Genomic DNA, 13,032 nt, shown 5'->3' with positions numbered 1-13,032 from the left:
AAGACAAATCCGCCCGTTCGCCCTAGAATGGCGGTAATTTTTTCCGGTGAAGCGATATGAACGACCAGCGCAAAGGCGACCACGCCGAACCCACCACCCATTTCGGCTACCAGGACGTGCCTGAAAGCCAGAAGGCGAAGAAAGTCGCCGAAGTGTTCCACTCGGTAGCAGCCAAGTACGACCTGATGAACGACGTGCTTTCCGGCGGCATGCACCGCCTGTGGAAGCGCTTTACCATCGAGCTGTCGGGCGTGCGCAGCGGTAACCGCGTGCTGGACATCGCCGGCGGTACCGGTGATCTGGCGGCCAAGTTCTCGCGTCTTGTCGGGCCGACCGGGCAAGTGGTGCTGGCCGACATCAACGATTCGATGCTCAAGGTTGGCCGTGACCGCCTGCTTGACCGTGGCGTGGCCGGCAACATCGAGTTCGTCCAGGCCGACGCTGAAAAGCTGCCGTTCCCGGACAACCACTTCGACTGCGTGACCATTGCTTTCGGCCTGCGCAACGTCACCCACAAGGACGCCGCCATCCGTTCGATGCTGCGCGTGCTCAAGCCCGGTGGCCGCCTGCTGATCCTGGAGTTCTCCAAGCCGACCAACAAGCTGATGTCCAGGGCCTACGACGCCTACTCGTTCGCCTTCATGCCGCTGGCTGGCAAGCTGATCACCAATGACGCCGAGAGCTACCGTTACCTCGCCGAGTCGATCCGCATGCACCCTGACCAGGAAACCCTGAAGAGCATGATGGTCGAGGCTGGTTTCGACCGCGTCACCTACCACAACATGACCAGCGGCATCGTTGCCGTGCACCGGGGAATCAAGCCCTGATGTTGCTGGCCGGGCTGCTCGCCAGCGTCGAACATGGCCTGAACCGCGTCCTGCGCCTGGACAGCACGGCCCTGCCGCGGCTGGCCGCGCTGGAAGGCAAAGTCATCGAGATCGACTGCCGCCAACCGGCCCTGCAGGTGTTCATCCTGCCCGATGAAGAAGGCCTGATGCTCGCCGCCCATTGGGAGGGCGAGGTCGATTGCCGCCTGCGCGCCCCCGCCGGTAGCCTGGCGCAACTGGCCTTGGTCAAGGACAAGACCGCTGTGCTGCACAGCCCGCAGGTCGAGCTGCACGGCGACAGCGCCGTACTGCTCGACCTGTTCGGTGTGCTGCAGGACCTGGAGCTGGACTGGGAGCACGAGCTGCAACGCTGGCTTGGCCCGGTCGCCACGGCAATGCTGGCCGGCCATATCCGCCTGCGCGCTCGCTGGACTCGCCAAGGCCTGGCACGGTTCAGCCAGAACCTGTCCGAATACCTGGCCGAAGAATCCCGTACCCTGGTCGGCAAGCGCGAAGCCGAAGCCGCCTTCAGCGAGCTCGATGCCTTGAAGCTTGATACAGAACGCCTCGAAGCGCGCCTCAAGCGCCTCTCCCGATCCCTTGATACCAGCGATAACGCATGAAGCTGCTCGCCGTCCGACGTCTTTTTCGCATCCAGCGTGTGGTGATCCGCTACCGCCTCGATGACCTGCTGTTCGACCAGCCCTTGCTGCCCTGGTGGCTGGCCAGCCTGCGCCTGTTGATGCCGTGGCGCTGGCTGCCACGCAAGCCCACCGAACTCAGCCGTGGCGCGCGCCTGCGCCTGGCACTGCAGGACCTGGGGCCGATCTTCATCAAGTTTGGCCAGCTGCTGTCCACCCGCCGCGACCTGCTGCCCCCCGACATCGCCGACGAGCTGATGCTGTTGCAGGACCGTGTGCCACCGTTCGACCCGAAAAAAGCCGTGGCCTTGATCGAGGAACAGCTCGGTGCAAAGGTCGGCGAGGTGTTCAGCCGTTTCGACGTCGAGCCTCTGGCCTCGGCCTCGGTGGCCCAGGTGCACGCCGCACGCCTGAAAACCGGCGAAGAGGTGGTGGTCAAGGTGGTGCGCCCAGGCCTGAAGCCGGTCATCGCCCAGGACCTGGCCTGGCTGTTCCTGATCGCCAAGGCCGCCGAACGCGCCTCGGCGGATGCCCGTCGCCTGCACCCGGTGGAAATCGTCGGCGACTACGAAAAAACCATCTACGACGAGCTCGACCTGCTGCGCGAGGCTGCCAACGCCAGCCAGCTGCGGCGCAACTTCGAAGACTCCGAGCTGATGTACGTGCCCCAGGTGTACTGGGACCTGTGCCGCCCCAAGGTGCTGGTGATGGAGCGCATCTACGGCGTACCGGTGACCGACATGGCCACCTTGGCCGACCAACGCACCGACATGAAGCTGCTGGCCGAGCGCGGCGTGGAAGTGTTCTTCACCCAGGTGTTCCGCGACAGCTTCTTCCATGCCGACATGCACCCTGGCAACATCTTCGTCAGCACGGTCAAACCGTGGAGCCCACAGTACATTGCCATCGACTGCGGCATCGTCGGCAGCCTCACCGCCGAGGACCAGGACTATCTGGCGCGCAACCTGTTTGCCTTCTTCAAGCGTGACTACCGCCGCGTCGCCCAGTTGCACATCGACTCGGGTTGGGTGCCGGCAAACACCAAGGTCAACGAGTTCGAAGCAGCGATTCGCACCGTGTGCGAGCCGATCTTTGAAAAACCGTTAAAAGATATTTCCTTTGGCCAGGTGCTGATGCGCCTGTTCCAGACCGCACGGCGCTTCAACATGGAAGTGCAGCCACAGTTGGTATTGCTGCAGAAAACCCTGCTCAACATCGAAGGCCTGGGCCGACAGCTGTACCCCGACCTGGACCTGTGGAGCACCGCCAAGCCGTACCTCGAACGCTGGATGCGCGACCGCTATAGCCCCAAGGCCGTGTTCGGCAACCTGCACAGCCAGGTAGAGCAACTGCCGCACCTGGCCGGCATGACCCGCGACCTGCTCGAGCGCCTGTCGCAGCCTCACCTGCACGATCCACAACTGCCGGAACGGCGCCGCCAGGGCGACCGCTGGGCGCTGCGCCTGCTGGGCGCCGGCCTGCTTGGCGGTGGCGCAGTTTTGGCTGCAGGCGCTGCCGAAACCGCCAGCCTGGCCGCCCCGGCCGCCTGGCCAGCCTGGTTGATGCTGGCTGCGGGCCTTTACCTGATCGTGCGCCAATAGCCAGCCGCGCCTGTGGCTGGCACACTAGCGCAAAGGGCCCGGCACAGGAGCGGGCCCGCTTTGGAGTCGACGATGAAAGACTGGCTGGACGAGATCAAGTGGAACAGCGATGGCCTGGTACCGGCGATCGCCCAGGACCACAAGACCGGACGCGTGCTGATGATGGCCTGGATGAACCGTGAATCGTTGGCCCTGACCGCCGCCGAGCAGCGTGCCATCTACTGGTCGCGTTCGCGTGGCAAGCTGTGGCGTAAAGGCGAGGAGTCCGGGCATGTGCAAAAACTGCATGAGTTGCGCCTGGACTGTGACGCCGACGTGATCATCCTGATGGTCGAGCAACTGGGCCATATCGCCTGCCATACCGGTCGTGAAAGCTGCTTCTACCGCGTCTATGAAGACGGCCAGTGGAAAATCGTCGACCCGGTCCTGAAGGACCCGGATGCCATCTACAGCGCAGGACATTGACATGAGCGACACCCTCAACCGCCTGGCCGAAGTGCTTGAAGAACGCAAGCAAGCGGCGCCTGACAGCTCCTACGTGGCCAGCCTGTACCACAAGGGCCTGAACAAGATCCTTGAAAAGCTCGGCGAAGAGTCGGTCGAAACGATCATTGCTGCCAAGGATGCCCAGATCAGCAAGGATTACAGCGATGTCATCTACGAAACCGCCGACCTGTGGTTTCATAGCCTGGTGATGCTCAGTGCGCTGGGCCAGCATCCGCAAGCCGTGCTGGATGAGCTGGAACGCCGCTTCGGGCTTTCCGGGCATGATGAAAAGGCCGCACGCCAGCCTTCGGCTTGAGCACAACGCATTCTAGGAGAGCACCATGGGTATTTTTGACTGGAAACACTGGATTGTCCTGCTGGTCGTCGTGGTCCTGGTGTTCGGCACCAAGAAACTGAAGAACTTCGGCAGCGACCTGGGCGAGTCGATCAAGGGCTTCCGCAAGGCCATGAACGAAGAAGAGAGCAAGCCGGCCGAGCAGACTCCGCCGCCTGCCCAACCTGTGCCACCGGTGCAAAACACCGCGCAGCCGCAGCAAGGCCACACCATCGAAGGCCAGGCCCACCCGGTCCAAGAGCCGCAGCGGAAAGACTGACCCATGTTCGGCATCAGTTTCAGCGAGCTCCTGCTCGTCGGCCTGGTCGCCCTGCTGGTGCTCGGTCCCGAGCGCCTGCCGGGTGCCGCGCGCACGGCAGGCCTGTGGATCGGCCGGCTCAAGCGCAGCTTCAACAGCATCAAGATGGAAGTGGAGCGCGAAATTGGCGCCGACGACATCCGCCGCCAGCTGCATAACGAGCACATCCTGCAGATGGAAGAGGAAGCCAAGCGCATCCTCAACCCAATGACGCCACCCGCGAAGCCGCCGGTCACCACGGCCAGCGTGCAGCCACCTGCCGGGCTCGAAGCCAGGCCGGTCGAAGCACCTGCTGCCCCGGCCGCACCGTCTGAACCGCCTCAACCGCCGCGAGCCCCATGAGCGAGAATCCGGAACACGACCAGCCGATGCCGCTGGTTTCGCACCTGACCGAACTGCGCACCCGCCTGCTGCGCTGTGTTGCCGTCATTTTCCTGATCTTTGCCGGGCTGTTCTCCTTCGCCCAGCAGATCTACACACTGGTTTCCGCGCCGCTGCGCGAGCACTTGCCGGCCAACGCAACGATGATCGCCACCGATGTGGCCTCGCCGTTCCTCACGCCGTTCAAGCTGACCATGATCGTGGCGCTGTTCCTGGCCATCCCGTTCATCCTTCAGCAGATCTGGAGTTTTATCGCGCCAGGGCTGTACCGCCATGAAAAGCGCATCGCCATTCCACTGTTGGTGTCGAGCATCTTCCTGTTCTATGCCGGCATGGCATTCGCCTACTTCCTTGTATTCCCGCTGATCTTCGGTTTCTTCGCCAGCGCCACGCCAGAAGGCGTTTCGATGATGACCGACATCGCAAGCTACCTCGACTTCGTGATGACGCTGTTCTTCGCCTTTGGCGTGGCCTTCGAAATCCCGGTGGCGGTCGTACTGCTGGTGTGGATCGGCGTGGTCGACGTGAAGTACCTGAAGAAAGTCCGCCCGTATGTGATCATCGGCTGCTTCGTGGTCGGCATGGTCCTCACCCCACCGGACATCTTCTCCCAGACCCTGCTGGCCGTGCCCATGTGGCTGCTGTTCGAGATCGGCGTGCTGTGCGGCAGCCTGATCCGCAAGCGCAGCGCCCACGACGAAACCGCCGACGACCATAACGACCAGCCACCAGCGACCCAACCGTGAACCTGCTGCTTCTTGAAGAGGCCGACTTCGTCTCGGCCAACCGCGTCGTTCTTGCTGATCGGCGCTTCACCCATATGCAGGAAATCCACCGCGTGGCAGTGGGCGACAACCTGCGCGTGGGCCGTATCAATGGCCTGATGGGCAAGGCCACGGTGCTGCGCCTGGAAAAGCACGAAGCCGAACTTGAAGTGGCCTTCGACCAGCAGCCACCGGCCAAGCTGCCGCTGACCCTGGTGCTGGCAGTGCCTCGACCAAAAATGCTGCGACGGCTGTTCCAGACCGTGGCCACATTGGGCGTGCCGCGGCTGATCCTGCTGAACAGCTACAAGGTCGAGAAAAGCTTCTGGCAAACACCTTTTCTACAGCCCGAGAGCATTCGCGAAAACCTGATCCTGGGCCTGGAACAGGCACGCGACACCGTGCTGCCCGAGGTGATCATTGAAAAACGCTTCAAGCCTTTTGTCGAAGACCGCCTGCCCACCATCGCCGCCGGCACCCTGGGCCTGGTCGGCCATCCCGGCCCCTACCCAGCCTGTCCGCGCGCCGTAGAACAAACCGTTACCCTGGCCATTGGCCCCGAGGGTGGCTGGATCCCCTACGAGATCGACCTGCTGGGCAAGGCAGGCCTGGCGCCGGTACAGCTGGGTGACCGCATCTTGCGGGTGGAGACCGCCGTTACCGCGCTGCTTTCGCGTATTTTCTGACACAAACACCACTTTTTCGCCCATCAAGTTTCCCTATCCCGGGCCGATGGCCTTGGCAACAATACAATTATTTGTGCTGCCAAGCCGCCGGGGAGTCGAACATGTATCAATGGTTAGCCCAATCGTTGGGCAATGTGAGCGTCAATCGCAAACTGGGGCTGGGTTTCGGCCTGGTGCTGCTGTTGACCTTGGCGATTACCCTGACCGGCTGGTACGGCATGGACAGCATCATCGACCGTGGCGACAAACTGGGAAACATCTCGGTCATCCAGCAATACACCCAGGAATTGCGCATCGCCCGCCAGCATTACGATCGCCGCCGCGACGACGCTTCGCTGGCAGAACTGGAAAAAGCCCTGAGCAACCTCGACCGCCAGGTGCAGCGGATGCTTGGCCAGATCGAACAACCCGCCGACCGCCAACACCTCGAACAGCAACGCGAGGCAGTGCGCACCTACCAGCAGGCATTCAACGAGCTTAAGCAAGCCGACCAACGCCGCGAAGCCAGCCGTGATGTACTGGGTAGCAGCGCCGATAAAGCCGTGGAGTTGATAGGCCGTGTACAGCGCAGCCTGCTGCAAGACGCAGACATCAACCAGTACCAGCACGCGGTGGACGTCAGCGCCCTGCTGCAACAAGCGCGCTTCCAGGTGCGTGGCTACACCTACAGCGGCAATGCCGAATACCAGCAAACGGCACTGAACGCCATCGACCAGGCTTTGGCCGAACTGCGTGCACTGCCGGCCAAGGTGTCTGCCGAACATGCTGCCAGCCTGGATGATGCCGCCACAGCCATGGGCGGCTACCGCGATGCGGTGACCCAGTTCGGCGATGCCCAGCTCGCCAGCGAGCAAGCGTTGCAACGCATGGCTGAATAAGGCACGGTACTGCTGCAGGCCAGCCAGATGATGACTACCTCGCAAACCGAGGTGCGCGATGCCGCTGCCGCGCAGGCCAAAACACTGCTCGCAGTTGCCACCGTGCTGGCACTGGCCTTTGGCCTGCTGGCCGCCTGGGCCATTACCCGGCAGATCATCATCCCTCTGCGCCAAACACTGCGCGCCGCAGAGCGTGTGGCCAGCGGAGACCTGACCCAGAGCCTGCAGGTGCAACGTCGCGACGAACTGGGCCAATTGCAAGCCAGCATGCATCGTATGACCCAAGGCTTGCGTGAACTGATCGGCGGTATTGGCGACGGCGTGACGCAGATCGCCAGCGCTGCCGAGCAGCTGTCGGCGGTGACAGAACAGACCAGTGCCGGGGTCAACAACCAGAAGGTCGAAACCGACCAGGTGGCGACCGCGATGAACCAGATGACTGCCACCGTGCACGAGGTGGCACGTAATGCCGAACAGGCTTCGGAAGCCGCCTTGATGGCCGACCAGCAGGCCCGCGAGGGCGATCGCGTGGTGGGCCAGGCGGTGGCACAGATCGAGCGCCTGGCAAGCGAAGTGGTCAACTCCAGCGAAGCGATGAACCTGCTCAAGACCGAAAGCGACAAGATCGGCAGCGTACTCGACGTAATTAAATCGGTGGCCCAGCAAACCAACCTGCTGGCCCTCAACGCGGCAATCGAAGCCGCCCGCGCCGGTGAGGCCGGGCGTGGCTTTGCCGTGGTTGCCGACGAAGTGCGCAGCTTGGCCCAACGCACACAGCAGTCGACCGAAGAGATCGAAGAGTTGATTGCCGGCCTGCAAAGCGGCACCCAACGGGTGGCCAGCGTGATGGACAACAGCCGCCAACTGACCGACAGCAGCGTCGAGCTGACCCGCCGCGCCGGCAGCTCGCTGGAAACCATCACCCGCACGGTGTCGTCGATCCAGGCAATGAACCAGCAGATTGCCACGGCGGCCGAGGAGCAGACGGCGGTGGCCGAAGAAATCAACCGCAGCGTGATGAATGTGCGTGATATTTCCGACCAGACCTCGGCGGCGAGTGAGGAGACGGCCAGCTCCAGCGTGGAACTGGCGCGGTTGGGTACCCATTTGCAAGGGCTGGTTGGGCGGTTCCGGCTGTGATCTGAACCAGCGGTCGCCCGGTCGGGCCTCTTCGCGGGTAAACCCGCGCCTACACACACGCACAGGCCGTCGTAGGAGCGGGTTTACCCGCGAAGAGGACGGCACAGGACGAAATATATCCTACTGTTCGCGGCGAACTTTCCTACCTGTTTATCAGGTCAAGTCCTACAGCTCCGCTGCCGATGGGCAGAGATGTGATGCCAGCCATGCGCCTGCATCCTTTCTCTCACTCGCTCGGAGATTCCCCATGCTTGGCTCCCTCAACCGCAAGCTCGGCAACATCAGTGTCGCCGCCAAGCTGGCCCTCGGCTTCGCCGTGGTCCTGCTGCTCACCCTGGCCACCACCATCAGCGGCTGGCGTGCCCTGGATGGTGCCATCGTGCGCTCACAGCAACTCAGCGAAATAGGCCTGATCAACGACCTGACAAAAGACCTGCGCGCGGAACGCATCACCTACCGCGTGCTCAACGACGATGCCAGCAGAGCACGCATCAGCAACATCCTCGACCAGCTCAACAGCATGCTGACCACCCTGCAACAACGCAGCAACGTCGATGAGTCACGGCAGTTGCTGACAGAAAAAATGGCATTGTTGCAGAACCTGCGCGACACCTTCAGCGAACTGCAGCGCAGCGTCGCCAGCCGTGTAGCCCTGCGCGAAGCCCTGCAGTCACAGGAGCATGCACTCAGCGAGGCGATTGACCAACTGCAGACCCAGGCCTTGCTGAAAATGCCTGACGACAGTCAGCAAAGTGGTGTGCTGGGCCTGATGGATACCCTCAGCCGGCATGTCGAAGGTGCCAACCAGCAAAGCCTGGTTCCAGCCTACACCTTCGCCCCGGTCGAGGATTTTGCCAAAGTCGGTGATAACGCCCTGGATGCCGCCGACAATAGCCTTGCGCAACTGCTTGAAGGCCTTGCGCCGCTGGGCTTGCCACGCGCCATCAGTGAGCAACCCGGTGTCGAGCTGAGTAAGTACCGCACCAGCCTGGATCAGTATCGCCGCGCCGCCGTACGTGTGGAGCAGTTGCAGAACAACATGGAAAACATGGGCAACGAGCTGCGAACGGTGAGCCTCGAACTGGGCAAACGCAAGGTCGAACAACGCGACAGAGAGGCCTTGGCCGCCCGGTCGCTGCTGACCAGTGTGGCGCTGCTGGCCATGGTGGTAGGGGCGCTGGCCGCCTGGCTGATCACCTTGCAGATCACCCAGCCGTTGCGCCAGACACTGGCCGTGGCTGCCCGCATCGCCAAGGGTGACCTGAGCCAGGTCGACACCGTGCAACGTCGCGACGAAATGGGCCAGTTGCAAACCAGCATGCGCGAGATGACCTTGAGCCTGCGCGAGCTGATCGGTGGCATTGATCAGGGTGTCGGCCAGCTGTCACAGGCCGCCACACAGTTGGCGGCCAGTAGCGAAGACACCAAGCTGCGCATCAATCAGCAGCGCGAGGAAACTGACCAGGTGGCGACTGCCATGAACCAGATGAGCGCCACCGTGCAGGAAGTGGCACAGAACGCCGAGCAAGCCTCGCTGGCCGCGACCAGCGCTGACCAGCAGGCCCAGGTGGGTGACCAGGTCGTCGCCGAAGCCATCGGCCGTATCGAACAGCTGGCCGGGCAGATGGACCATTGCCTGGCGGCCATGCAGCACCTGGCAGGCGAGAGCCAGCGGATTGGCAGCATTCTCGATGTGATCAAGTCGGTGTCCGAACAGACCAACCTGCTGGCGCTGAACGCAGCGATCGAAGCGGCACGGGCCGGTGAAGCCGGGCGCGGCTTTGCCGTGGTGGCCGATGAGGTGCGTGGCCTGGCACAGCGCACGTCGACGGCGACCGAAGAGATCGGCCAACTGATCGACAGTCTGCACAACGGTACCGACGAAGTGACCCGCTTGCTGGACAGCAGCAAGAGCCTGACCGAACAGAGTGTGGAGCTGAGCCGCAGGGCCGGGCACGCACTGAGCCAGATCACCGATACGGTGTCGAGCATTCAGGGCATGAACCAGCAGATCGCCACCGCCAGTGAAGAGCAGAGCGTGGTGGCCGAGCAGATCAACCGAAGTGTGATCAATGTGCGGGATGTTTCGGATCAGACCAGCGCCGCCAGTGAGCAGACGGCAGCCTCGAGTGGAGAACTGGAGCATCTGGGGCAGCAATTGCGGGGGATGGTGGGGCGGTTCAGCCTCTGATTTCGCCTCGCCCTCTTCGCGGGCAAGCCCGCTCACACAGGTACATCACCCCTATCAAGGCAGTGGTGGACATGCAGGAGCGAGCTTGCCCGCGAAGAAGCCAGCGCGGTTACAGCACCTGGCGCAGGAATGCCTGCGCACGCGGGTCTTTCGGTGCAGCGAAGAACGCGGCCGGGGCCGAATCTTCCAGCAGTTTGCCGTGGTCGAAGAACAGCACGCGGTCAGCCACTTCGCGGGCGAAGCCCATTTCGTGGGTGACACAAACCATGGTCATGCCTTCCTGGGCCAGGGTCTTCATCACGTCCAGCACCTCACCGACCATTTCCGGGTCGAGCGCCGAGGTAGGCTCGTCGAACAGCATCACTTTCGGGTCCATCGCCAGGGCCCGGGCAATCGCGACCCGCTGCTGCTGGCCGCCAGAAAGCCGGGACGGGAATTCGTTGGCCTTCTGCGCGATACCGACCTTTTCCAGCAGCGCCCGGGCCTTGGCCTCGCGGTCAGCCTTGTTGCGCTTGCGCACCACCTTCTGCGCCAGGCACAGGTTTTCCAGCACAGTCATGTGCGGGAACAGGTTGAAGTGCTGGAACACCATGCCGACTTCGCGGCGGTAGGCATTGATGTCGGTCTTGGGGTCGGCCAGTTGCAGGCCATCGATGGCCACATGGCCTTGGTCGAAATGCTCCAGGCCGTTGAGGCAGCGCAGGAACGTCGACTTGCCAGACCCCGACGGGCCGAGCACGACCACCACTTCGCCCTTGGCGACCTGAGTGGTGACGTTATCCACAGCCCTTACTACCTGGCCACGGGTGTCGAAGACTTTCAGCAGGTCACGGACTTCAATCACTTTGCGCAAGCCTCCGCTCGAGCCGGCTGGCGATGTGCGACAGCGGCAGGTTGATCAGCAGGTACAGGCCTGCCACGCAGAACCAGATCTCGAAGGTAGAGAACGAGGTGGTGATGGCCTCACGGCCACTCTTGGTCAGCTCGGTGATGGCGATCACCGACACCAGCGAGGTGTCCTTGACCAGGCTGATGAACTGGCCGGCCAGGGGCGGAAGCACGCGCTTGAACGCCTGCGGCAAGATCACATGGCGCATCGACTGGCCAGCGTTCAGGCCCAGCGACCGGGCAGCCTCGTTCTGGCCCTTGGCGATCGACTGCACGCCTGCACGGACGATTTCGGCCACGTAAGCACCAGTAAACAATGCCAGCGCCGCTACCCCGGCAAACTCGCGGGACAGGTTGAGCACGGTGCCGATGAAGAAGTAGAAGATGAAGATCTGCACCAGCAGCGGCGTGCCGCGCACCAGCTCGACATAGACGGTCGACAGGTCGCGCAGGGTCGGGTTGTTCGACAACCGGCACAATCCGGCGAACAGGCCGATCACCAGGCCCAGCGCCCCGGACACCACCGAGATCCACAAGGTGGTCCACAGGCCCCATGCCAGCGGGCCAGCGGCCCAGTGGCGGGTTACCCCAATCTGGTCGCCTTCGGCAACATCGTCGCCGCGGCTCAGTTGCAGGCTGTCCTTGGCCACATCGAGCACTTGCTCGGCACCACTTTCGTCCTTCAGCGTGACGCGGGCGTTGTCACCGGAGATGACGATTTCCTGCACAGTGCCGTAGCCGGCAGCGCGTTGTGTTTCCTCGGCCTTGTAGGCGAAGTACTGCGGTACGCGGTTCCAGCGCCACTCGTAGGAAATCATCGAGGTGGCCATGTAAAGGCTGAGCGCCAGGCCTACCAGGACCAGGGCAGTCAACCCATGCCAAGGCCACTGGGCTTTCTTGTGTTTGATCACGTGGGGTACTTCCGTAAATGCGAACGCGCAGGGTTTGCCTGCGCGTCGGGGTCATAAAGCCGGGCTTGTGGCCTGAGCCTTATTCCATTTCCTTCAGCCAGTCCTTGTTCTTGAACCACTTATCGTGAATACGATCGTAGGTCCCGTCGTGCTTGATCTGGTGCAGGAAGTTGTTGATGAAGTTGATGCTGTCGTAGTCGCCTTTCTTCAGGCCGAAGGCCAGCGGCTCGTAGGTGAAGGGTTCTTCGAGGAACAGCAGCTTGCCGGCGCCGGCTTTCTCTACCGCCACCACGTTGTAAGGCGCGTCATAGACAAAGGCGTCGGCCTTGCCATTGACCACGTCCATCACCGCTTCCTGCTCGTTGTCGTAACCGTGGTACTTGGCTTTGCTGATCAGCTTCTTGGACACCATTTCGCCGGTGGTGCCAAGCTTGGAGGTCAGGCGGTACTTCTCGTTGTTCAGGTCCTTGTACGACTTGATCTCGCCAGCCAGCTCCTTGCGGATCAGCAGGGTCTGGCCAACCACGATGAAGGGTTCGCTGAAGTTCAGGCGCAGGTTGCGCTCCTGGGTCAGGGTCATGCCGCTGCCGATCATGTCGAACTTGTCGGTCAGCAAGGCCGGGATGATGCCGTCATAGGCGGTGGACACTGCCTCGAACTTCACGCCCATGGACTTGGCCATGGCTTTGAGGATATCGACTTCGAAGCCGATGATCTCGCCACGTTTGTTGGTCATCTGGAACGGCATGTAGGTTGGGTCCATGCCCACCCGCAAGGTGCCGCGCTTGACCGCGTCATCGATGGCGCCCGCCTGGGCCGCGGTCACGGCGACCAGGGCGGTCACACCGACCAGCAGTCGCGAAAGGTATTTCTTGATCATCACCAAGTCCCCTAGCAAGAAAAGTAGCGAATCTTATTGTGTTGGCACGGCCGTACTGGCCGAAGCGTCGTATCGGAGAAGGATGCTAACGCATGGCGGCCCGAG

15 protein-coding genes and 1 pseudogene are annotated in these 13,032 nt (G+C 62.4%); 13 read left to right on the top strand and 3 right to left on the bottom strand.

Annotation, left to right across the window (positions count from 1 at the left end):
- Positions 1 to 56: 56 nt before the first annotated feature.
- From ubiE to BJQ17_RS32425, 13 genes and pseudogenes are all read left to right on the top strand, one after another.
- Positions 57 to 827, top strand: a complete 771-nt coding sequence (gene ubiE, locus BJQ17_RS01110) for a bifunctional demethylmenaquinone methyltransferase/2-methoxy-6-polyprenyl-1,4-benzoquinol methylase UbiE (protein ID WP_003249287.1) — start codon at positions 57 to 59, stop codon at positions 825 to 827.
- A complete protein-coding gene (locus tag BJQ17_RS01105; RefSeq protein ID WP_003249286.1) occupies positions 827 to 1,450 on the top strand; it encodes an SCP2 domain-containing protein in 624 nt (207 codons plus the stop codon). The genes ubiE and BJQ17_RS01105 overlap by 1 nt, the downstream gene beginning before the upstream one ends.
- The gene (ubiB, locus tag BJQ17_RS01100) at positions 1,447 to 3,069 is read left to right on the top strand and encodes a ubiquinone biosynthesis regulatory protein kinase UbiB (protein WP_004576731.1); all 1,623 of its coding nucleotides are present in this window, start codon (positions 1,447 to 1,449) and stop codon (positions 3,067 to 3,069) included. The genes BJQ17_RS01105 and ubiB overlap by 4 nt, the downstream gene beginning before the upstream one ends.
- Positions 3,070 to 3,141: 72 nt before the next feature.
- Positions 3,142 to 3,534: a phosphoribosyl-AMP cyclohydrolase gene (gene hisI / locus BJQ17_RS01095; RefSeq protein ID WP_003249284.1), complete on the top strand. Its 393-nt coding sequence runs from the start codon at positions 3,142 to 3,144 to the stop codon at positions 3,532 to 3,534.
- 1 nt (position 3,535) lies between these two features.
- Positions 3,536 to 3,871 (top strand): phosphoribosyl-ATP diphosphatase, encoded by a 336-nt coding sequence (locus tag BJQ17_RS01090; RefSeq protein WP_003249283.1) that lies wholly within the window; start codon positions 3,536 to 3,538, stop codon positions 3,869 to 3,871.
- Between the two features lie 25 nt (positions 3,872 to 3,896).
- Entirely contained in the window at positions 3,897 to 4,169 is a 273-nt protein-coding gene (locus BJQ17_RS01085; RefSeq protein WP_003249282.1) for a twin-arginine translocase TatA/TatE family subunit, read from the top strand.
- A gap of 3 nt (positions 4,170 to 4,172) precedes the next feature.
- On the top strand, positions 4,173 to 4,550 hold the full coding sequence (tatB, locus tag BJQ17_RS01080) for a Sec-independent protein translocase protein TatB (protein WP_003249280.1): 378 nt from the start codon (positions 4,173 to 4,175) through the stop codon (positions 4,548 to 4,550).
- A complete protein-coding gene (gene tatC, locus BJQ17_RS01075) occupies positions 4,547 to 5,335 on the top strand; it encodes a twin-arginine translocase subunit TatC (protein ID WP_070095385.1) in 789 nt (262 codons plus the stop codon). Before tatB ends, tatC begins: the two co-directional genes overlap by 4 nt.
- A complete protein-coding gene (locus BJQ17_RS01070; RefSeq protein ID WP_012053922.1) occupies positions 5,332 to 6,039 on the top strand; it encodes a 16S rRNA (uracil(1498)-N(3))-methyltransferase in 708 nt (235 codons plus the stop codon). Before tatC ends, BJQ17_RS01070 begins: the two co-directional genes overlap by 4 nt.
- A 101-nt stretch (positions 6,040 to 6,140) precedes the next feature.
- Positions 6,141 to 6,917 (top strand): methyl-accepting chemotaxis protein, encoded by a 777-nt coding sequence (locus BJQ17_RS32440; protein WP_375731028.1) that lies wholly within the window; start codon positions 6,141 to 6,143, stop codon positions 6,915 to 6,917.
- A 27-nt stretch (positions 6,918 to 6,944) separates the two neighbouring features.
- The gene (locus BJQ17_RS32435) at positions 6,945 to 8,057 is read left to right on the top strand and encodes a methyl-accepting chemotaxis protein (RefSeq protein WP_375731027.1); all 1,113 of its coding nucleotides are present in this window, start codon (positions 6,945 to 6,947) and stop codon (positions 8,055 to 8,057) included.
- Positions 7,939 to 9,393 (top strand): annotated as a pseudogene (locus tag BJQ17_RS32430) (methyl-accepting chemotaxis protein); the annotation flags it as partial. The gene BJQ17_RS32435 and the pseudogene BJQ17_RS32430, both read left to right, overlap by 119 nt.
- Positions 9,376 to 10,248: a methyl-accepting chemotaxis protein gene (locus BJQ17_RS32425; protein WP_370626949.1), complete on the top strand. Its 873-nt coding sequence runs from the start codon at positions 9,376 to 9,378 to the stop codon at positions 10,246 to 10,248. The pseudogene BJQ17_RS32430 and the gene BJQ17_RS32425, both read left to right, overlap by 18 nt.
- A 109-nt stretch (positions 10,249 to 10,357) precedes the next feature.
- Here the strand turns inward: BJQ17_RS32425 and BJQ17_RS01055 are convergent, their stop codons facing one another.
- The 3 genes from BJQ17_RS01055 to BJQ17_RS01045 form a co-directional block, all read right to left on the bottom strand.
- Positions 10,358 to 11,092: an amino acid ABC transporter ATP-binding protein gene (locus tag BJQ17_RS01055; RefSeq protein ID WP_003249271.1), complete on the bottom strand. Its 735-nt coding sequence runs from the start codon at positions 11,090 to 11,092 to the stop codon at positions 10,358 to 10,360.
- On the bottom strand, positions 11,085 to 12,047 hold the full coding sequence (locus BJQ17_RS01050; protein ID WP_003249268.1) for an amino acid ABC transporter permease: 963 nt from the start codon (positions 12,045 to 12,047) through the stop codon (positions 11,085 to 11,087). Before BJQ17_RS01050 ends, BJQ17_RS01055 begins: the two co-directional genes overlap by 8 nt.
- A gap of 79 nt (positions 12,048 to 12,126) precedes the next feature.
- Positions 12,127 to 12,924, bottom strand: a complete 798-nt coding sequence (locus BJQ17_RS01045) for a transporter substrate-binding domain-containing protein (RefSeq protein ID WP_029380729.1) — start codon at positions 12,922 to 12,924, stop codon at positions 12,127 to 12,129.
- Positions 12,925 to 13,032: the final 108 nt, after the last annotated feature.

The organism is Pseudomonas sp. NBRC 111139 (genome assembly GCF_001753955.1).
GTDB lineage: Bacteria > Pseudomonadota > Gammaproteobacteria > Pseudomonadales > Pseudomonadaceae > Aquipseudomonas > Aquipseudomonas alloputida.
The sequence above is the reverse complement of the archived record's forward strand: the minus strand, read 5'-3'. Positions and strand labels throughout refer to the sequence as shown.